The sequence below is a fragment of the Erwinia sp. V90_4 genome (assembly GCF_029967685.1).
Taxonomy (GTDB): Bacteria; Pseudomonadota; Gammaproteobacteria; order Enterobacterales; family Enterobacteriaceae; genus Erwinia; species Erwinia aphidicola.
Genome location: NZ_JASCAQ010000061.1, coordinates 1 through 20,396, shown reverse-complemented (window position 1 = coordinate 20,396; position 20,396 = coordinate 1). Strand labels below are relative to the sequence as shown.

15 protein-coding genes and 1 riboswitch are annotated in these 20,396 nt (G+C 56.9%); of the genes, 10 read left to right on the top strand and 5 right to left on the bottom strand.

Annotated features, from left to right (window positions below; all coding sequences use genetic code 11):
- Entirely contained in the window at positions 1–2,436 is a 2,436-nt protein-coding gene (locus QLG07_RS17985) for a bifunctional aspartate kinase/homoserine dehydrogenase II (protein WP_133622282.1), read from the top strand.
- Positions 2,437–2,712: 276 nt separating this feature from the next.
- The gene (gene metF / locus QLG07_RS17980; RefSeq protein ID WP_048914288.1) at positions 2,713–3,615 is read left to right on the top strand and encodes a methylenetetrahydrofolate reductase; all 903 of its coding nucleotides are present in this window, start codon (positions 2,713–2,715) and stop codon (positions 3,613–3,615) included.
- A gap of 198 nt (positions 3,616–3,813) precedes the next feature.
- Here the strand turns inward: metF and ppc are convergent, their stop codons facing one another.
- A complete protein-coding gene (ppc, locus tag QLG07_RS17975; protein ID WP_282469825.1) occupies positions 3,814–6,465 on the bottom strand; it encodes a phosphoenolpyruvate carboxylase in 2,652 nt (883 codons plus the stop codon).
- A gap of 245 nt (positions 6,466–6,710) precedes the next feature.
- Positions 6,711–7,862, bottom strand: coding sequence for an acetylornithine deacetylase (gene argE / locus QLG07_RS17970; protein WP_048914290.1), 1,152 nt, complete (start codon positions 7,860–7,862; stop codon positions 6,711–6,713).
- A gap of 122 nt (positions 7,863–7,984) precedes the next feature.
- Between argE and argB the strand changes: the two genes are divergently transcribed.
- The 3 genes from argB (at position 7,985) to argH (ending at position 11,466) form a co-directional block, all read left to right on the top strand.
- Complete coding sequence (argB, locus tag QLG07_RS17965) at positions 7,985–8,761, top strand: acetylglutamate kinase (RefSeq protein ID WP_282469824.1); 777 nt, start codon at positions 7,985–7,987, stop codon at positions 8,759–8,761.
- 26 nt (positions 8,762–8,787) lie between these two features.
- Complete coding sequence (locus QLG07_RS17960; RefSeq protein WP_282469823.1) at positions 8,788–10,002, top strand: argininosuccinate synthase; 1,215 nt, start codon at positions 8,788–8,790, stop codon at positions 10,000–10,002.
- A gap of 90 nt (positions 10,003–10,092) precedes the next feature.
- Positions 10,093–11,466, top strand: a complete 1,374-nt coding sequence (argH, locus tag QLG07_RS17955; protein ID WP_048914292.1) for an argininosuccinate lyase — start codon at positions 10,093–10,095, stop codon at positions 11,464–11,466.
- A gap of 73 nt (positions 11,467–11,539) precedes the next feature.
- Here the strand turns inward: argH and QLG07_RS17950 are convergent, their stop codons facing one another.
- Positions 11,540–12,271 (bottom strand): glutathione peroxidase, encoded by a 732-nt coding sequence (locus tag QLG07_RS17950; RefSeq protein WP_048914293.1) that lies wholly within the window; start codon positions 12,269–12,271, stop codon positions 11,540–11,542.
- 135 nt (positions 12,272–12,406) lie between these two features.
- On the opposite strand from QLG07_RS17950, the gene oxyR reads away from it, so the two are divergent.
- Positions 12,407–13,327, top strand: coding sequence for a DNA-binding transcriptional regulator OxyR (gene oxyR, locus QLG07_RS17945; protein ID WP_048914294.1), 921 nt, complete (start codon positions 12,407–12,409; stop codon positions 13,325–13,327).
- Here the strand turns inward: oxyR and sthA are convergent.
- A complete protein-coding gene (sthA, locus tag QLG07_RS17940; protein WP_048914295.1) occupies positions 13,310–14,710 on the bottom strand; it encodes a Si-specific NAD(P)(+) transhydrogenase in 1,401 nt (466 codons plus the stop codon). The genes oxyR and sthA overlap by 18 nt on opposite strands.
- A 191-nt stretch (positions 14,711–14,901) precedes the next feature.
- Between sthA and fabR the strand changes: the two genes are divergently transcribed.
- Both fabR and QLG07_RS17930 read left to right on the top strand, forming a co-directional pair.
- Complete coding sequence (fabR, locus tag QLG07_RS17935; protein ID WP_048914299.1) at positions 14,902–15,543, top strand: HTH-type transcriptional repressor FabR; 642 nt, start codon at positions 14,902–14,904, stop codon at positions 15,541–15,543.
- A 12-nt stretch (positions 15,544–15,555) separates the two neighbouring features.
- Positions 15,556–15,909 carry a YijD family membrane protein gene (locus tag QLG07_RS17930; protein ID WP_048914300.1) on the top strand — a complete coding sequence of 118 codons (354 nt, stop codon included), beginning with the start codon at positions 15,556–15,558 and terminating at the stop codon, positions 15,907–15,909.
- A 38-nt stretch (positions 15,910–15,947) separates the two neighbouring features.
- On the opposite strand, the gene trmA is transcribed toward QLG07_RS17930, so the two are convergent.
- Positions 15,948–17,048, bottom strand: coding sequence for a tRNA (uridine(54)-C5)-methyltransferase TrmA (trmA, locus tag QLG07_RS17925; RefSeq protein ID WP_282469822.1), 1,101 nt, complete (start codon positions 17,046–17,048; stop codon positions 15,948–15,950).
- Between the two features lie 123 nt (positions 17,049–17,171).
- Positions 17,172–17,478, top strand: a riboswitch (cobalamin riboswitch).
- Between the two features lie 66 nt (positions 17,479–17,544).
- Between trmA and btuB the strand changes: the two genes are divergently transcribed.
- Together btuB and murI are read left to right on the top strand one after the other, a co-directional pair.
- Positions 17,545–19,434 carry a TonB-dependent vitamin B12 receptor BtuB gene (btuB, locus tag QLG07_RS17920; protein ID WP_282469821.1) on the top strand — a complete coding sequence of 630 codons (1,890 nt, stop codon included), beginning with the start codon at positions 17,545–17,547 and terminating at the stop codon, positions 19,432–19,434.
- Positions 19,379–20,230 (top strand): glutamate racemase, encoded by an 852-nt coding sequence (murI, locus tag QLG07_RS17915; RefSeq protein WP_282469820.1) that lies wholly within the window; start codon positions 19,379–19,381, stop codon positions 20,228–20,230. Before btuB ends, murI begins: the two co-directional genes overlap by 56 nt.
- Positions 20,231–20,396: the final 166 nt, after the last annotated feature.

Sequence of the window (20,396 nt, the reverse complement as noted above, 5' to 3'; positions counted from 1 at the left end):
ATGAGTTATTCAGCAGTGGCAGGGGCATTGGGGACACGGCAGTTGCATAAATTTGGTGGCAGTAGTCTGGCCGATGCCAAATGCTACCAGCGCGTTGCCGGGATTATGGCGGAGTACAGCCAGCCGGGCGACCTGATGGTGGTCTCGGCAGCGGGCAGCACCACTAACCAGCTGATCAGCTGGCTGAAGCTTAGCCAGAGCGACCGGTTATCTGCGCATCAGGTGCAGCAGGCGCTGCGTCGCTATCAGAGCGAACTGATTAGCAGCCTGCTGCCGCCCGAGACGGCTGCCCCGATGATTGCTGAATTTATTCATGACCTGGAAAAACTGGCCGCGCTGCTGGACGGTCCCATCACCGAGGCGGTTTATGCTGAAGTGGTGGGGCACGGTGAGATCTGGTCGGCGCGCCTGATGGCTGCCGTCCTTGCCCGGCGTGATATCGACGCCAGCTGGCTGGATGCACGCCAGTTCCTGCGCGCTGAACGTGGCGCACAGCCGCAGGTGGATGAAGAGAAATCCGCCCCGCTGCTGCAACAGCTGATGGCGCCACGCGCAGCGCAGCGCCTGGTCGTTACCGGATTTATCTGCGCCAATGACGCCGGAGAAACGGTGCTGTTGGGGCGCAACGGCAGTGACTACTCCGCCACGCAGATCGGTGCGCTGGCGGGCGTGTCGCGCGTCACCATCTGGAGCGATGTCGCCGGGGTTTACAGCGCGGACCCGCGCAAAGTGAAAGATGCCTGCCTGCTGCCGTTGCTGCGCCTGGATGAAGCCAGCGAGCTGGCGCGCCTTGCTGCCCCGGTGCTGCACACCCGCACGCTACAGCCGGTTTCCGGCAGCGATATCGACCTACAGCTGCGCTGCAGCTATACGCCAGACGAAGGCTCTACCCGCATTGAACGCGTGCTGGCTTCCGGCACCGGCGCGCGTATTGTTACCAGCCACGATGATGTCTGCCTGATTGAGTTCCAGGTCCCGGCGCAGCATGATTTTGCCGCGATGCACAAAGAGATCGACCATTTGCTGAAGCGCGCGCAGATGCGCCCGCTGGCAACCGGCGTGCATCCGGACCGTAATCTGCTGCAGCTCTGCTACACCTCGGAAGTCGTGAACAGCGCGCTGACCCTGCTGGAGGATTCGGCGCTGCCGGGTCGTTTACAGCTGCGCGATGGCATGGCAATGGTGGCGATGGTCGGCGCAGGCGTCTGCCGTAACCCGCTGCACAGCCATCGTTTCTGGCAGCAGATGAAAGATCAGCCGGTGGAGTTTATCTGCCAGTCGCAGGAGGGCATCAGCCTGGTGGCGGTGCTGCGCGTGGGGCCAACCGAACATCTGATCCGTGGTCTGCACCAGACGCTGTTCCGCGCTGAGAAGCAGATTGGCCTGGTGCTGTTTGGCAAAGGCAATATCGGTTCACGCTGGCTTGAGCTGTTCGCGCGCGAGCAGAAGACCCTTTCTGCGCGCACCGGTTTTGAATATATCCTGGCCGGGGTGGTGGACAGCCGCCGCAGCCTGCTGAGCTATGACGGTCTGGATGCCAGCCGGGCGCTGGCGTTCTTCGAGGATGAAGCGGTTGAGCAGGATCAGGAGTCGCTGTTCCTGTGGATGCGCGAGCACCCGTTTGATGACCTGGTGGTGCTGGATGTGACCGCCAGCGAAACCCTTGCCGCCCAGTACCTCGATTTCGCCAGCTACGGTTTCCACGTGATTGGCGCGAACAAAGTGGCGGGGGCGGCAACCAGCGGCAGCTATCGCCAGATCCGTGATGCCTTCGCTAAAACCGGGCGTCACTGGCTGTATAACGCGACCGTCGGTGCCGGACTGCCGGTTAACCACACCGTGCGCGACCTGCGCGAAAGCGGCGACAGCATTCTGTCGATCAGCGGCGTCTTCTCCGGAACGCTCTCCTGGCTGTTTCTGCAGTTTGACGGCACCGTGCCGTTTACCGAACTGGTGGATCAGGCTTGGCAGCAGGGGCTGACGGAACCCGATCCGCGCGTCGATCTCTCCGGCCAGGATGTGATGCGCAAGCTGGTGATCCTCGCGCGTGAAGCGGGCTATGACATCGAACCCGATCAGGTGCGCGTCGAGTCGCTGGTGCCTGCCAGCTATCAGTCCGGCTCGGTGGATGACTTCTTTGAGAATGCCGACGAGCTGAATGAGCAGATGGTGCAGCGCTTTGAAGCGGCGCAGGAGCTGGGGCTGGTGCTGCGCCACGTGGCGCGTTTCGATGCCAACGGTAAAGCGCGTGTCGGCGTGGAAGCGGTGCGCCCCGATCATCCGCTGGCGGCGCTGCTGCCGTGCGATAACGTCTTCGCCATTGAGAGCCGCTGGTATCGCGATAATCCGCTGGTGATCCGCGGCCCGGGCGCCGGGCGCGATGTCACTGCCGGGGCAATCCAGTCTGACCTGAATCGCCTGGCACAGCTGCTGTAATCCCTTCCTGATTTGGGCCAGGCATGCCTGGCCCCTACACTATCTCTGCTGATTTGGGCCAGACATGCCTGGCCCCTACACCATCTCTGCATGCCTGGCCCCTGCACAATCTCTGTATGAATTTCCCTCACCTTTATGGCGTATCTGTCAGCGCAGGTCGTGATTTTTCTGTTGACTGACCAGGCAAATTCCGTCATTTTGAATGTCTGGACGTCTAAACGGATAGACGTGTGACGGCGAAGAAATAAGCCAAAGCGATCGATGAGGTAAGCGGGTATGAGTTTTTTCCATGCAAATCAGCGCGAAGCACTGAATCAGAGTCTGGCCGAGATTAACGGGCAGATTAATGTCTCATTCGAGTTCTTTCCGCCGCGCACCAGTGAAATGGAAGAGACCCTGTGGAGCTCTATCGATCGCCTCAGCAGCCTGAAGCCGAAATTCGTTTCGGTGACTTATGGGGCCAATTCCGGCGAGCGCGACCGTACGCACAGCATCATTAAAGGCATTAAGGACCGCACCGGTCTGGAAGCCGCTCCGCACCTGACCTGCATCGATGCCAGCCGCGATGAGCTGCGCAATATTGCTCAGGATTACTGGAACAATGGGATTCGCCATATCGTCGCGCTGCGCGGTGACCTGCCGCCTGGCGCTGGCAAGCCTGAAATGTACGGGGCGGATCTGGTTGCGCTGCTGAAAGAGGTGGGTGATTTCGATATTTCCGTGGCGGCTTACCCGGAGGTGCATCCGGAGGCGAAAAGCGCCCAGGCGGATCTGATTAACCTCAAGCGTAAAATCGATGCGGGCGCCAACCGTGCCATCACCCAGTTCTTCTTCGATGTGGAGAGCTATCTGCGCTTTCGCGACCGCTGCGTGTCGACCGGCATTGATGTCGAGATCGTGCCTGGCATCCTGCCGGTATCGAACTTCAGGCAGCTGCAGCGTTTCGCCGCCATGACTAACGTGCGCGTACCGGGCTGGATGACCAGCATGTTTGAAGGGCTGGATAACGACCCGGAAACCCGCAAAATGGTCGGTGCCAACGTGGCGATGGATATGGTGAAGATCCTCAGCCGCGAAGGCGTGAAGGACTTCCATTTCTATACCCTGAACCGCGCCGAACTGAGCTACGCCATCTGCCACACGCTGGGCGTGCGCCCGGAAACGGTGGTAAATGCCTGAGGTTTAAACGTTTCAGGGCGGACCGAAAAAGAAGGTCCGCCCCTACAAAACCCGTAGGGGCCGATCATTTTTTCCGATCGGCCCGTGCCGATGATTTCCACCGGCCAGGATGACGATCATTTTTCCGATCGGCCCGTGCCGATGATTTCCACCGGCCACGATGACGATGATTTTTTCCGATCGGCCCGCGTTACCGGCTTAACCGGTATTGCGCATCCCCGCCGCCACCCCGGCGATAGTGACCATCAGCGCCTGCTCGACGCGGGCATCCGGCTCGCCGCCTTCTGCTTCCTGCTGGCGTGAACGGTGCAGCAGCTCTGCCTGCAGCACGTTCAGCGGGTCGGTATAGACGTTACGCAGCGCAATCGACTCGGCAATCCACGGCTGGTCGGCCATCAGATGCGAGTCATTGGCGATGGTCAGCACCGCTTTAATATCGGAATCCAGCTGGTCGCGCAGCTGTTTACCCAGCGACCACAGGGATTTGTCGACCAGGCGCTGATCGTAATATTCCGCCAGCCACAGGTCAGCCTTCGAGAACACCATTTCCAGCATGCCGAGGCGAGTAGAGAAGAACGGCCAGTCGCGACACATGGCTTCCAGCGTTGCCTGGTGGCCATCTTCCATTGCTTTCTGCAGGCCGGCACCGGCACCCAGCCAGGCGGGCAGCATCAGGCGGTTCTGCGTCCAGGCAAAGATCCACGGGATAGCACGCAGCGACTCGACGCCGCCGGTCGGACGGCGCTTGGCAGGGCGTGAACCCAGCGGCAGCTTGGCCAGCTCCAGCTCCGGCGTTGCCGAGCGGAAGTACGGCACGAAGTCCGCATGCTCGCGCACGTAGCCGCGGTACATGCTGCAGGAGACATCGGACAGCTGGTCCATGATCTCGCGCCACTCCGCTTTTGGCTCCGGTGGCGGCAGCAGGTTGGCTTCGAGGATCGCCCCGGTGTAGAGCGACAGGCTGCTGATGGTCACTTCCGGCAGGCCGTACTTAAAGCGGATCATCTCGCCCTGCTCGGTGACGCGCAGGCCGCCCTTCAGGCTGCCCGGAGGCTGCGACAGCAGCGCGGCGTGTGCCGGTGCGCCGCCACGGCCAATAGAACCGCCGCGCCCGTGGAACAGCGTCAGGGTGATACCGGCTTTCTCGCAGGTTTTGATCAGCGCATCCTGAGCCTGATACTGCGCCCAGCTGGCTGCCATCACCCCGGCATCTTTCGCCGAATCGGAATAGCCAATCATCACCATCTGTTTGCCCTGAATCAGGCCGCGATACCAGTCGATATTCAGCAGCTGGCTCATCACGTCGTTGGCGTTGTTCAGGTCATCGAGGGTTTCAAACAGCGGCGCTACCGGCATCGCGTAATTTATCCCGGACTCTTTCAGCAGCAGGTGAACCGCCAGCACGTCCGACGGCGTTTTCGCCATGGAGATCACGTAGGCCGCGATCGAGCCTTTCGGCACTTCTGCCGCCACGCGGCAGGTTTCCAGCACCTCTTTGGTGTCGGCGCTTGGCTCCCACTGGCGCGGCAGCAGCGGACGTTTAGAGCTTAGCTCGCGGATCAGGAAGGCCTGTTTGTCGGCTTCTGACCAGCTCTCATAATCACCAAGGCCAAGGTAGCGGGTAATTTCGGCAATGGCTTCGGTGTGGCGGGTGCTCTCCTGACGGATATCGATACGCACCAGCGGTACGCCGAAGCACTTCACGCGGCGCAGGGTATCGAGCAGCTGGCCGTTGGCGATAATGCCCATGCCACAGGCTTGCAGTGACTGATAGCAGGTATAGAGCGGGTCCCACAGCTGGTCGTTGGAGATCAGCAGGTTGGCCGGACGCGGCAGGCGCTCGCCCTTCAGACGGCGCTCCAGATAGGCCTGGGTGCTCATCAGCTGGCCGCGCAGGTTTTTCATGATCTCGCGGTACGGCTCCAGCGCTTCCGGATTGCCGCACAGCTCGCGCACTTCTGGCGTACATTCCGACATCGACAGCTCAGAGACCAGCACGGCGATATCACGCAGGAACAGATCGGTGGCTTTCCAGCGGCTGAGCTGCAGCACATGGCGGGTAATGTCGGCGGTGACGTTCGGGTTGCCGTCACGGTCGCCGCCCATCCACGAGGTGAACTGTACCGGGACAAAATCGACCGGCAGCTGATAGCCAAAGGACTCTTCAACCTGCTCGTTCAGCTCGCGCAGGAAGTTAGGCACCCCTTCCCACAGGCTGTTTTCAACCACAGCAAAGCCCCATTTCGCTTCATCAATCGGGGAAGGGCGGTATTTGCGAATTTCATCGGTGTGCCAGGCCTGGGCGACCAGCTGGCGCAGGCGGCGCATGATCTGCCCACGGTCATAGTCAGACAGGTCGTTGTGATCCAACTGTTTGAGGCAGCTGTTCACTTCCACCAGTTTGTGGATCAGGGTACGGCGGGTAATTTCAGTCGGGTGCGCGGTAAGAACAAGTTCCAGCGACAGGGATTCAATGGCCTCACGAACGGCGGCTTCGGTCAGGTCCGGCTGCTGCTTCAGGCGTTCAAAGGTCTTCGCCAGCAGCTCTGTCTGATTCGGGCCTTCGCCCTTTGGTGAAATGGTGTGGTACTGCTCGGCCACGTTGGTCAGATTGAGGAACTGACTGAACGCGCGGGCGACCGGCAGCAGTTCATCGTTGGACAAATTTTGCAGCGTGGTCAGCAGTTCCTGACGGTGGGCATCATTTCCCGCACGTGATGACTTGGAGAGCTTACGGATTGTTTCAACCCGATCGAGAATGTTCTCTCCCAGAGCATCCTTAATTGTATCCCCGAGCAGTTTGCCGAGCATACTGACATTACTTCGCATTGCGGAATATTGTTCGTTCATATGACCCCTGACACCCTTCTTGTATTTGTTACTTTATTTCACCCTTATGGGCATAACGCAGCCTTTTATCTAGCCACGTTAAGAACCATTCGTCAATTGACTTAAATCTGCCCCATTGTGGTGCTAACTTGCGGGAATTTATGAAATTTAATGGCGACGGAGTGAGATAAGTTATTCTTATCATCCCGAATAATTGAAATCAGGGGCAAACGGCTGTTTTCACAGTCAATTGCCCCGATTTTCACTTAGTGATAGCAAAAATGATGCACCACCTGGGCGATCAGTTCGCGAGTCGGCTTAATAAATGCGGTATCGATAAATTCATCCGGCTGGTGTGCCTGATTGATCGATCCCGGGCCTAAAACCAGCGTCGGGCAGATTTCCTGAATAAACGGTGCTTCGGTGCAGTAGTTCACCACTTCGGTTTCGGTCCCCAGCAGTTTCTCCACCACCTGCACCAGCTGGTGCTCACGCGGGCATTCGTAGCCCGGGATTGGCGGGTGCAGTTCACCCACGGTCAGTCGACCCGGCCAGCGCGCACTGACCGGGGCCAGCGCGTCATTCAGCAGCTCATCGAGATCGCTTAACGTCAGCCCCGGCAGCGGGCGGATATCCATATGCAGCTCGCAGCAGGCGCAGATACGGTTGGCCGCATCACCGCCGCTGATGTGGCCGAAGTTCATGGTCGGATAAGGAATGGCGAAGCCGTCGTGGTGGAAGCGTGTCTTCAGCGTGTTGCGCAGCTCCATCAGCTGGGTGATTGACTCATGCATCAGCTCAATGGCATTGACGCCGCGCCCCGGATCGCTGGAGTGGCCGGACTGGCCCTGAATGCGGATCACGTTAGACAGATGGCCTTTATGCGCCCGCACCGGTTTCAGCGAGGTAGGCTCACCGATTATCGCGCAGTCCGGGCGTAGCGTGGTGGATTCAGAAAAGAATTTCGCCCCGGCCATGGTGGTCTCTTCATCGGCGGTGGCGAGGATATACAGCGGCTTTTTCAGCACTGACACGTCAATATCACGCAGGGTGTCTAAAATAAAGGCGAAGAAACCTTTCATGTCGGCGGTGCCGAGGCCGTAAAGTTTGTTGTCGTGCTCGGTCAGAGTGAACGGGTCGCGCGTCCAGCGGCCATCGTCAAACGGCACCGTGTCGGTGTGACCGGCCAACAGCAGGCCACCTGCGCCTTCGCCGCTCTTCGCCAGCATATTGAATTTATTGCGCGTGCCGGGCACCGGCTGCACTTCCACGCTGAAGCCCAGATCGCGGAACCAGCCGGCCAGCAAACTGATTAAAGTTTCATTACTCTGGTCGAGCGCGCTGTCGGTGGCGCTGATTGATGGCGTTGCAATCAGTTGGCGGTAAATCTCAATAAAAGGGGGTAATTTTGTCTTCACTGTTGACAGTCCTTGGGTTAGGATAGTATCAATATTCATGCACTAATAGTGAATAAAAATACAATATCAGCGACCAGATGGAAACCGATAATTCTATCTATCACAGAGAGCGAGTTGAGTTGATGACCAATCCGTTAATTATCAAGTTAGGCGGTGTGCTGCTGGACAGCGAAGAGGCGCTTGAGCGTCTGTTTACTGCACTGGTTAGCTACCGTACCACGCATCAGCGACCGCTGCTGATCGTTCACGGTGGCGGCTGCCTGGTCGATGAACTGATGAGCAAGCTGTCGCTGCCGGTGAAGAAGAAAAACGGTTTGCGCGTCACTCCCGCCGATCAGATCGACATTATCACCGGGGCGCTGGCGGGTACAGCGAACAAAACCCTGCTGGCCTGGTCGAAAAAACATGGCATTGATGCCGTTGGCCTGTGTCTCGGCGACGGCGGCAGTGTTGAGGTGGCACAGTTTGATGATGAACTGGGTCACGTGGGGCTGGCAACGCCGGGTTCCCCACGCCTGATTAATACGCTGCTGGGCGCGGACTATCTGCCCGTGGTCAGCTCAATCGGCATCACCGCTGATGGCCTGCTGATGAACGTCAACGCTGACCAGGCGGCGACGGCACTGGCCGCGACGCTGGGTGCCGATCTGGTCCTGCTCTCGGACGTTAGCGGTATTCTCGATGCTAACAAGCAGCGCATCGAAGAGATGACGGCGGAAAAAGCCGGGCAGCTGATCGCTGACGGGGTGATTACCGACGGTATGATCGTTAAAGTGAATGCCGCACTGGAAGCCGCCCGTACTCTGGGCCGCCCGGTGGACATCGCTAGCTGGCGCCATGCCGAACAGCTGCCGACCCTATTTAACGGCGTGTCCATCGGCACCCGTATCCTCGCTTAAACAGAAACGTTTTCAAGGAAAAGACAATGCAAGACAAAAGCATCAAAAAAATCGTACTGGCTTACTCCGGCGGTCTGGACACTTCGGCCATCATTCCATGGCTGAAAGAGAACTACGGCGGTTGTGAAGTGGTGGCGTTCGTGGCGGATATCGGTCAGGAGCGTGGCGATCTGGAAGGCGTTGAGCAGAAAGCGTTACAGTCCGGTGCGTCAGAATGTCACGTGGTGGACCTGCGTGAAGAGTTCATCAGCGAGTACGTTTATCCGGTGCTGCAGACCGGTGCGCTGTATGAAGGCACTTACCTGCTGGGGACGTCGATGGCGCGCCCAATCATTGCTAAAGCGCAGGTTGAGCTGGCGCTGAAAGTGGGGGCTGATGCCCTGTGCCACGGCGCAACCGGTAAAGGTAACGACCAGGTACGTTTCGAAACCACCTACACTGCGCTGGCTCCCCAGCTGAAAGTGGTCGCGCCATGGCGTGAGTGGAACCTGCGTTCCCGTGAAGCGCTGCTGGACTATCTGAAAGAGCGTAATATCCCGACCACCGCGTCGCTGGAGAAAATCTACAGCCGTGACGAAAATGCGTGGCACATCTCTACCGAAGGCGGCGTGCTGGAAAGCCCGTGGAATGCCCCGAACAAAGATTGCTGGGTGTGGACCGTCGATCCGCTGGAAGCACCGGATCAGCCTGAGCAGGTTACCGTCTCCGTAGAGAAAGGCCGCGTGGTTGCCGTCAATGGTGAAGCGCTTAGCCCGTTCGGCTGCCTGGACAAACTGAATGTCATTGGTGCGCGTCACGGCGTGGGCCGTATCGACATCGTGGAAAACCGTCTGGTGGGCATCAAGTCCCGCGGCTGCTACGAAACGCCTGGCGGCACCATCATGGTTAACGCGCTGCGCGCGGTTGAGCAGCTGGTTCTGGACCGTGACAGCTTCAAATGGCGTGAGCAGCTGGGCCTGGAAATGTCCTATGTCGTTTATGACGGTCGCTGGTTCGCACCGCTGCGTAAATCCATTCAGGCTTCTGCCGCTGCACTGGCGGAAGATGTGAACGGCGAAGTGGTGCTGCAGCTGTACAAAGGCCAGGTGACCGCTATCCAGAAGAAATCGGCCAACAGCCTCTATTCTGAAGAGTTCGCCACCTTCGGCGAAGACGAAGTGTACGATCACCGTCACGCGGGCGGCTTTATCCGTCTGTTCTCGCTCTCTTCACGCATCCGCGCGCTGAACGAGAAGAAGTAATATTTTGGGCGAGGTAACTCGCCCCTACAGGCATTCGTAGGGGCGGCACATGTGCCGCCCTTATTACATTATTTGAAGGGAGTACGCATCATGGCACTTTGGGGTGGACGGTTTACGCAGGCTGCAGATCAACGTTTCAAGTTATTCAATGACTCACTGCGCTTCGACTATCGTCTGGCAGAGCAGGACATCACCGGTTCCGTTGCCTGGTCCAAAGCGCTGGTGACCGTCAATGTTTTAACCTCCGATGAGCAGCAGCAGCTGGAAGGCGCGCTGAATGTTCTTTTGGAAGAAGTGCGCGCGAATCCACAGCAGATTTTGGAAAGTGACGCCGAAGATATTCACAGCTGGGTGGAAGGCAAGCTGATCGACAAAGTCGGTTCGCTGGGCAAAAAGCTCCATACCGGCCGTAGCCGTAACGATCAGGTCGCGACCGACCTGAAACTGTGGTGTAAGGCGCAGGTCAGCGAGCTGCTGATCGCCACACGTCAGTTCCAGCAGGCGCTGATCGCCACCGCGGAAGCTAATCAGGACGCGGTGATGCCGGGTTATACCCACCTGCAGCGCGCCCAGCCGGTGACGTTTGCACACTGGTGCCTTGCCTATGTTGAGATGCTGGCGCGCGACGAAAGCCGCCTGCAGGACACGCTGAAGCGCCTTGACGTCAGCCCGCTGGGCTGTGGCGCACTGGCAGGAACCGCCTATGAAATCGACCGCGAGCAGCTGGCCGGCTGGTTAGGCTTTGCCTCTGCCACCCGCAACAGCCTTGATACCGTTTCTGACCGCGATCATGTGCTGGAGCTGCTGTCCGATGCGTCTATCGGTATGGTGCACCTGTCGCGCTTTGCCGAAGATCTGATCTTCTTCAATACCGGTGAGGCGGGCTTTGTTGAGCTGTCTGATAAAGTGACTTCCGGCTCTTCCCTGATGCCGCAGAAGAAAAATCCGGACGCGCTGGAGTTGATCCGTGGCAAAGTGGGCCGCGTACAGGGTGCCCTGACCGCGATGAGCATGACGCTGAAAGGCCTGCCGCTGGCGTACAACAAAGATATGCAGGAAGACAAAGAAGGGCTGTTCGACGCGCTCGATACCTGGTCTGACTGTCTGCATATGGCGGCACTGGTGCTGGATGGCATTCAGGTGAAACGTCCGCGCTGCCAGGAAGCGGCCGAGCAGGGCTATGCTAACTCCACCGAGCTGGCGGATTATCTGGTCGCCAAAGGCGTACCGTTCCGTGAAGCGCACCATATTGTCGGTGAAACCGTGGTGGAAGCGATCAAGCAGGGCGTGGCGCTGGAAGCACTGAAGTTATCTGATTTGCAGAAGTTCAGCAGCGTGATTGGCGAGGATGTTTACCCGATCCTGTCGCTGCAATCCTGCCTCGACAAGCGTAATGCGCAAGGCGGCGTCTCACCGCATCAGGTATCGAAAGCGATTACCGCAGCGAAGCAGCGTCTGGCGTAATCGCGTTGTGGGTCGGCAAGTCCGACCCCTGGGTAAAGTTGTAGGGGATGAGCATGCCCATCCCCTTTTTGTTTTACGCCGCGAAGAACTGCTCTAAATCATCGCTGCCGCCGATGTGGCGCCCGCCGATAAACACCTGTGGCACGGTGGAGCGGCCGCTAACGGCACGCAGGCTGACGGTGGTCGCATCCTGGCCCAGCACGATCTCTTCAAACTGAATCCCACGGTCAATCAGCATCTGTTTTGCCTTGGCGCAGAACGGGCAGCCCGGCTTGCTGAACAGGGAAACGGACTCCTGCACCTTATATTCCGGCGCAACATAGCGCAGCATGGTATCCGCATCGGACACTTCAAACGGGTCGCCCGGCTTGTTTGGTTCGACAAACATTTTCTCTACCACGCCGTTGCGCACCAGCATTGAGTAGCGCCATGAGCGCGGACCAAAGCCAAGGTCGGCTTTCTCAACCAGCATCTCCATACCGCGGGTGAAATCCCCGTTGCCATCGGGAATAAAGGTGATGTTCCCGGCGCGCTGATCGGCTTTCCAGGCGTTCATCACAAAGGTGTCATTGACCGACACGCACAGGATGCTGTCCACGCCATGTTTTTTGAACACGTCGGACAGCTCGTTGTAGCGCGGCAGATGGCTGGAGGAGCAGGTTGGGGTAAATGCGCCCGGCAGTGAAAAGACGATCACCGTTTTATCTTTAAACAGCTCATCAGTGGTGACGTCGACCCAGCTATCGCCCTGACGCGTGTGAAAAGTGACCTGCGGGATTGATTTACCTTCCTGACTTGCAAACATAAAAGACCTCTTAATAAACGGATAAGGCTGCTGTATTTCTGCAGGGGCACATTATTGTCATTCAGGCTTGATAGGGATAATCGTTGGTTGCTATGCTATCTATCGTCACGGGCTATCGTGGAATAGAGGATTGAGATGAACATTCGTGATCTGGAGTATCTGGTTTCGCTGGCGGAACATCGCCATTTTCGCCGTGCCGCCGATGCCTGCCACGTCAGCCAGCCAACGCTGAGCGGGCAGATCCGCAAGCTGGAAGATGAGCTGGGCGTGATGCTGCTGGAGCGCACCAGCCGCAAAGTGTTATTCACCCAAGCCGGGCTGCTGCTGGTGGATCAGGCGCGTACCGTGCTGCGCGAAGTGAAAGTGCTGAAAGAGATGGCCAGCCAGCAGGGCGAGGCGATGTCCGGCCCGCTGCATATCGGCCTAATCCCAACCGTTGGCCCGTATCTGCTGCCGCAGATTATTCCTTCGCTGCATCGGACCTTCCCGAAGCTGGAGATGTATCTGCACGAAGCGCAGACTCAGCAGCTGCTGGCGCAGCTCGATAGCGGCAAGCTGGACTGTGCCATTCTGGCGCTGGTGAAAGAGTCGGAAGCGTTTATTGAAGTCCCGCTGTTTGACGAACCGATGAAGCTGGCAATCTATGCCGATCATCCATGGCATGAGCGCGATCGCGTGCCGATGTCGGATCTGGCCGGTGAGAAGCTGCTGATGCTGGAAGACGGACACTGTCTGCGCGATCAGGCGATGGGCTTCTGCTTCCAGGCGGGTGCCGATGAAGATACGCACTTCCGCGCAACCAGTCTGGAAACGCTGCGTAATATGGTGGCGGCAGGCAGCGGGATTACGCTGTTGCCATCGCTGGCGGTGCCTAAGGAGAGAGTACGCGATGGGGTGTGTTATCTCGACTGTTATAAGCCGGTTCCACAGCGCACCATCGCGTTAGTGTATCGCCCCGGTTCACCTCTGCGCGGCCGCTATGAGCAGCTGGCTGAGGCGATCCGTGAACATATGCAGGGCGTGATGAGCAGCGGCGCGTTAAAACAGGCGGTTTAAGCCGTTTAGCGCCGCCACCCGGTAGGCTTCCGCCATTGTCGGGTAGTTAAAGGTGGTATTCACGAAGTACTCAATCGTGTTGCCACCGTTTTTCTGCTCCATAATCGCCTGACCGATGTGAATGATCTCCGCAGCACGCTCGCCGAAGCAGTGAATGCCGAGGATCTCTTTGGTCTCGCGGTGGAACAGGATTTTCAGGCTACCGACGTTCATGCCAACGATCTGCGCACGCGCCAGGTGTTTAAACTGCGCACGGCCCACTTCGTAAGGCACCTTCATCGCCGTCAGCTGCTGCTCGGTTTTACCAACGGAGCTGATTTCCGGGATGGTATAGATACCGGTTGGGATATCTTCAATCAGGTGTGCGGTCGCTTCGCCTTTTACCATTGCCTGGGCAGCAATACGGCCCTGATCGTAGGCGGCAGACGCCAGGCTTGGGTAACCAATCACATCCCCCACCGCGTAGATATGCGGCTGTGCCGTCTGGTACATGCTGTTAACCTTCAACAGACCACGACCATCCGCCTCCAGACCGACGTTTTCCAGCGACAGTGAGTCGGTGTTACCGGTACGGCCATTGGCGTAAAGCAGGCAGTCGGCTTTCAATTTTTTGCCGGATTTCAGATGCATAATCACGCCATCTGCCACCCCTTCAATTTTCTCAAACTCTTCGTTATGACGAATAACTACGCCATTGTTCCAGAAGTGGTAGGAAAGCGAGTCTGACATTTCCTGATCGAGGAACGCCAGCAGGCGGTCGCGGGTGTTGATCAGGTCAACCTTGACCGACAGGCCACGGAAAATTGACGCGTACTCACAGCCGATCACCCCGGCCCCATAGATAATCACATGGTCCGGTTCGTGGTGCAGGTTGAGGATAGAGTCGCTGTCGTAGATGCGTGGATGGGCAAAGTCGACATCCGGCGGATGATAAGGGCGTGAACCGCAGGCGATAACGAATTTGCTGGCGGTCAGGCGTTCAATCGTGCCGTCATGGCTTTCAACTTCGATGGTGTTGGCATCAACAAAACGTGCATCACCCTGGAACAGCTCACAGTGATTACGCTCGTAGAAACCCTGACGCATGCGGGTTTGCTGGCTGATAACGTTTTCGGTGTGATTCAGAATGTCGGCAAAAGAAGAACGCAGAAGACGTGTGTGGTCGCTATACAGTGGGTTCTGGTTAAACTCGATAATGCGGCTGACGGCGTGGCGCAGCGCTTTCGAAGGGATGGTTCCCCAGTGTGTACACCCGCCGCCGATATTGTGGTAGCGCTCGATAACGGCTATGCGCGCTCCCTGTTTCACCAGCCCCATTGCGGCACCTTCACCGCCCGGACCGGAACCAATAACAATGGCGTCGTAATCATAAGACTGTTGCATACCAATACGTCCTATTTCTTATACAATTTTACAACGAGATTCTAACATCTCAGCGCGCAGTTCCCAATTGTAACCGTATTTTTTGCCATCAATTGCCAAATTACAGGGTTAACAGGCGTTCACAAAGTTTGACCCACTGTACGCTGAAATTTTTGCTATAGTGCCCCCTTGCAGGCAAAACAGGCACTAATATGGGCGTCAGAGCGCAGCAAAAAGAACGTACACGGCGTACACTTATCGAAGCGGCGTTTAGTCAATTAAGCGCCGAGCGGAGTTTCGCCAGCCTTAGCCTGAGGGAAGTTGCCCGCGAAGCCGGTATCGCCCCAACGTCATTTTATCGTCACTTTCGTGATGTAGATGAATTAGGGCTGACCATGGTGGATGAGAGCGGCCTGATGCTGCGTCAGTTGATGCGTCAGGCGCGTCAGCGTATTGCCAAAGGTGGCAGCGTGATCCGCACTTCCGTCTCCACCTTTATGGAATTTATCGGCGATAACCCGAATGCCTTTCGCCTGTTACTGCGTGAACGTTCAGGAACCTCCGCTGCATTTCGTGCTGCGGTGGCGCGTGAAATTCAGCACTTTATCGCCGAACTGGCCGACTATCTGGAAATAGAAAACCGCATGCCGCGCAGCTTTACTGAAGCGCAGGCGGAAGCGATGGTCATTATTGTGTTTAATGCCGGTGCGGAAGCGCTGGATATTGACGCTGAACAGCGCCGCCAGCTGGAAGAACGACTGGTGCTGCAGCTGCGGATGATCTCGAAAGGGGCGTACTACTGGTATCGTCGTGAACAGGAGAGGCTGGCGGTGACGCTGGAATCCAAAGACTAAAAGGGTGGTGACATGAATTTAGCTACGAGCCGGGACAAGGGAACGCTACTGCTGACCTTTATTGCCGGGCTTTCACTCAACGGTTCATTTTCGGTACTGTTCAGCTCACTGGTACCATTTTCTATCTTCCCGCTCATCACGCTGTGCCTTGCTGCCTGGTGCCTGCATCAGCGCTATCTGAACCGTGCAATGCCGGACGGGATGCCTTCGCTGGCCGCTGCGTTTTTCCTGCTTGGTATTCTGCTGTATAGCGCAATGGTGCGGGCGGAATACCCTGATATCGGTTCGAATTTTGTTCCGACCGTGCTGATGGTGGTAGTGGTGTTCTGGATCGCGATGAAGTGGCGAGCACGTAAAGTTAGCTGAATACAGCCGGGCGACAGGCGTCGCCCGACAATCATTCATCAGCGGCGAGTCAATAGCGCGCCGCACTCCATATGATGGGTATACGGGAACTGGTCGAACAGCGCCAGGCGCGTAACCTCATGCGTAGCCGACAGCGTGGCGAGGTTATCGCACAGCGTCTGCGGGTTGCAGGAGATATAAAGGATGCGTGGATAAGCCTGCACCATCTTCACCGTTTCCTCATCCAGACCGCTGCGAGGTGGGTCGACGAAGATGGTTTCGCACTCGTAGCTGGTCAGATCGATCCCTTCCAACCTTCTGAAGCTCCTTTCGCCGTTCATCGCCTGGGTAAACTCTTCTGCCGCCATGCGAATGATCTGCACGTTATCGATCTGGTTCACCGCGATATTGTACTGCGCAGAGGCAACGGAAGGCTTGGCGATCTCGGTCGCCAGCACCCGACGGAAATTGCGCGCCAGCGCCAGTGAGAAGTTACCGTTGCCGCAGTACAGCTCCAGCAGGTCACCGCTTGAATTGCGCGTGGTATCCAGCGCCCACTCCAGCATCTGCACATTCATTGCCGCATTCGGCTGAGTGAAGCTGTTCTCCACCTGGCGGTAGATCATCTCCCGCCCGTCGATAGTCAGACACTCGTCGACATAGTCGCGGTCGAGGCAGATCTTAGTTTTGGTGGCGCGGCCAATCAGATGCAGATCAAACCCTTCGGCACGCAGCGCGTCGCGCAGAGCGCTGGCGGCCTGCTGCCACTCTTCATCCAGCTTGCGGTGATACAGCAGGGAGACCACGATCTGGCCGCTGACCGTTGACAGATAGTCAATCTGGAACAGCTTATAGCGCAGAACGTGCTGCTCTCGGGCAGCGGCAATCAGACGCGGCATCAGGCGGTTAATCAGCTCGCTGGCTGCCGGGAAGCTGTCGACGCGAATGCGGTCGCGCGTCTCCTGATCGAAAATGATGTGGTAGAGGTCATCACCGTCATGCCAGACGCGGAATTCGGCGCGCATCCGATAGTGGCTCACCGGTGAACGGAAGACCTCGACCTCGGGAGCGTTAAACACGGACATCATCGACGTCAGTCGTGTCACTTTCTCGGCGAGTTGGTCATCGTATTGTTCAATAGGCAGCTGTTCGGGCGTCATGGTTATTCCTGAATATTTGGCGGTGATAGCCGGGCGATTGTAGGGATTCTTTAACTCATGTCCAGCATTGTGCAAAAATCATCATTTATGGATGTCCGGATATCTGGATTTCTAATTTTATTGAACTTAAACTGCGGCTCCGGCCTCCCCGCGAGTTAAAAGGGAATCCAGTGCAAATCTGGAGCTGACGCGCAGCGGTAAAGAATGTCGTGACAATAGCGTAACGCAGACACTGTCTCAGGACGGGAAGTCATTGCCACCAATGCTCAAAATAATTCGCGTTACAGGAAGGCGGCAAATAAGTGAGTCCCAATGAGCTTACAGTAGTAAGTGATTCGGGTGAATGAGTGAAGCCAACGCACATGTAACGTGGAGTATGACGAGCAACCGATTCTGAGCCCGAAGACCTGCCGGAATAACGTCGCATTTCTTACGATCATCGCGTGCTATCGATCGTATGCCTGCGGCATCCTGCACTTCTTTTGGATGCTTGGTCATGTTTACAACAAAAAACAAAAACACGCTGCTGGCGTTTAGCGCTACGGCGATTTCCCTCTGGGCGCAAAACGGCTTTGCACAAGTCAGTAATGAAGAGACGCAGGTGGTGACGGCGAATCGTTTTGCGCAACCCGTCTCTTCCGTGCTGGCACCCACGACGGTCGTCACAAAAGAGCAGATCGACCGCTGGCAGTCGAAAACGCTGACGGATGTGATGCGCCGCTTGCCCGGCGTTGATATCGCTCAAAACGGCGGAATGGGCCAGCAAAGCTCGCTGTTTATTCGCGGAACCAACTCTAACCACGTGCTGGTGCTGATTGATGGTATTCGCCTGAATCAGGCGGGCATTAGCGGTGCGTCCGATCTTAGCCAGATCCCGGTTTCTCTGGTTCAGCGCATTGAATATGTGCGCGGGGCGCGCTCAGCGGTCTATGGTTCGGACGCGATTGGTGGCGTGATTAATATCATTACCGGACGTGACAAGCCGGGTACCACGCTGAACGCCGGTATCGGTTCAAATGGCTATCAGTCCTATGACGGTTCCACGCAGCAACGTCTGGGGGAAAATACCCTGGTGACGCTGGCCGGCAGCTACACCTATACCAAAGGCTACGATGTGGTGGCTGGATACCCGAATGCATTCGGTGACCCTGCCCAGCCGGATCGCGATGGCTTTATGAGTAAATCCCTGTACGGGAACGTGGAGCATCAGTTTAATGATGAGTTCAGCGGATTTTTCCGTGGTTATGGCTTTGACAACCGCTCTGACTATGATGGTTCACTGGTCTACGACAGTTCCTCCTTCGCTCTATTGGGCATGCCGGATACCCGCCAGCTCTATAGCCAAAGCTGGGATACCGGGCTGCGTTTCAACCGCGGGATTTACTCCTCACAGCTGATTGCCAGCTACAGCCACACGAAAGATCTCAACTTTGACCCGTCAAAAGGGCGCTATGGCCCGGCCTCGACGTTAGATGATGTGCAGCAATACAACTTGCAGTGGGGTAATACGCTGGCGGCCGGTTATGGTACGGTTAGCGGCGGCGTTGACTGGCAGAAGCAGACATCAGAACCTGGCACTAATTATGTTGCGGCGGGACAGGAGCAGCGTAACACCGGCATCTACGCCACCACGCAGCAGAAACTGGGTAGCGTGACGCTGGAAGGCGCGGTGCGCGGCGATGACAATAATGCTTTTGGCTGGCATAACACCTGGCAGAGCAGCGCGGCCTGGGAGTTTGTCGATGGCTACAGCGTGTTTGCTTCCTACGGTACTGCTTTTAAGGCTCCTAACCTCAATCAGGTTTACAGCGAAAGCTACGGTAATCGCGATCTGCAGCCTGAGAAAAGCAAGCAGTGGGAAGGGGGCTTTGAAGGGTTAACCGGGCCGGTAAACTGGCGTTTTTCCGGCTATCGTAACGATATCGATGATTTGATCGATTTCGATTCCACCTCGCATTACAGCAATATTAAGAAAGCGCGAATTAAAGGTGTGGAGGCGACGGCGTCCTTTGATACCGGTCCACTGGCGCATACCCTATCTTACGACTATCTTGACCCGCGTAATGCCGTGACCAATGAAGTGCTTGCGCGCCGTGCTAAACAGCAGGTTAAATATCAGCTGGACTGGGCCGTGGCGAAGTTTGACTGGTCCCTGAGCTATCAGTATCTCGGTCAGCGCTATGATACCGACTACAGCGTTTCTCCAAGCCCGCGTGTAAAAATGGGCGGCGTAAGCCTGTGGGATCTTGCAGTTTCGTATCCGGTCACATCCCATCTCACCGTTCGTGGTAGAATTGCCAACCTGTTCGATAAAGATTACGAGACAGCGTATGGTTATGAAACCCCTGGACGGGAATACTACCTCAGCGGCAGCTACAACTTCTAAAGAACGCCACACCGTGCTGGTGTTTGACTCCGGCGTCGGTGGGCTTTCAGTCTATGATGAGATCCGCAAATTGCTGCCGGACCTCCATTATCTCTACGCTTTCGACAACGTTGCCTTTCCTTATGGCGAGAAGTCGGAAGAGTTTATCGTTGAGCGCGTGCTCGCTATCGTTGAAGCGGTCACCCGCCTCTATCCTCTTGCGTTAGTGGTTATCGCCTGTAACTCGGCAAGTACCGTGACGCTGCCGGCCCTGCGCGCACGCTTTGAATTTCCGGTGGTGGGCGTCGTACCTGCCATTAAACCTGCCGCACGCCTGACGCGTAACGGTGTCGTTGGCCTGCTGGCAACGCGCGGCACCGTTAAACGCCCTTATACTCATGAGCTGGTGGCGCGCTTCGGTAGCGAATGTAAAACGGAGATGATCGGTTCGTCAGAACTGGTGGCGCTGGCGGAAGCAAAACTGCATGGGCAACCGGTAGCAATAGAAGAAGTGAAGCGCGTTCTGCAGCCGTGGCTGCGGATGCAGGAGCCACCGGATACGGTGGTGCTGGGCTGTACCCACTTCCCTCTTATTAGTGAAGAGCTGCAACAGGTGCTGCCGGAAGGGACGCGTTTAATAGATTCTGGTGCGGCGATTGCGCGACGCACCGTCTGGTTACTGGAAAATGTATCCCCGCATGCCGTTTCCGCGGATGCCAATATCGCTTTTTGTATGGATATTACTGAACAAGCTGTGCAATTAATGCCCGTTTTACAGCGTTATGGCTTCGAAAAGCTCGAAAAACTGGCTGTTTAAGGGTGTTTAGAGCAAAAAAACAACACTCAAAAAGTTTTTTGCGATTTGCCCTTGTCAGCCTCCAGAAATTCCCTATAATGCGCCTCCACTGACACGGAACAACGGCTTACAGGCCAGCGTGTTAAGAGGTTCAGGAAGTTCTGAACCGCCGGAAAAACTTCTCAAA

Coding starts and splice junctions, on each gene's coding strand:
- QLG07_RS17985 (WP_133622282.1), top strand. CDS start 1: ATGAGTTATTCAGCAGTGGCAGGGGCATTGGGGACACGGCAGTTGCAT.
- metF (WP_048914288.1), top strand. CDS start 2,713: ATGAGTTTTTTCCATGCAAATCAGCGCGAAGCACTGAATCAGAGTCTG.
- ppc (WP_282469825.1), bottom strand. CDS start 6,465: ATGAACGAACAATATTCCGCAATGCGAAGTAATGTCAGTATGCTCGGC.
- argB (WP_282469824.1), top strand. CDS start 7,985: ATGACCAATCCGTTAATTATCAAGTTAGGCGGTGTGCTGCTGGACAGC.
- QLG07_RS17960 (WP_282469823.1), top strand. CDS start 8,788: ATGCAAGACAAAAGCATCAAAAAAATCGTACTGGCTTACTCCGGCGGT.
- argH (WP_048914292.1), top strand. CDS start 10,093: ATGGCACTTTGGGGTGGACGGTTTACGCAGGCTGCAGATCAACGTTTC.
- QLG07_RS17950 (WP_048914293.1), bottom strand. CDS start 12,271: ATGTTTGCAAGTCAGGAAGGTAAATCAATCCCGCAGGTCACTTTTCAC.
- oxyR (WP_048914294.1), top strand. CDS start 12,407: ATGAACATTCGTGATCTGGAGTATCTGGTTTCGCTGGCGGAACATCGC.
- sthA (WP_048914295.1), bottom strand. CDS start 14,710: ATGCAACAGTCTTATGATTACGACGCCATTGTTATTGGTTCCGGTCCG.
- fabR (WP_048914299.1), top strand. CDS start 14,902: ATGGGCGTCAGAGCGCAGCAAAAAGAACGTACACGGCGTACACTTATC.
- QLG07_RS17930 (WP_048914300.1), top strand. CDS start 15,556: ATGAATTTAGCTACGAGCCGGGACAAGGGAACGCTACTGCTGACCTTT.
- trmA (WP_282469822.1), bottom strand. CDS start 17,048: ATGACGCCCGAACAGCTGCCTATTGAACAATACGATGACCAACTCGCC.
- btuB (WP_282469821.1), top strand. CDS start 17,545: ATGTTTACAACAAAAAACAAAAACACGCTGCTGGCGTTTAGCGCTACG.
- murI (WP_282469820.1), top strand. CDS start 19,379: ATGGTTATGAAACCCCTGGACGGGAATACTACCTCAGCGGCAGCTACA.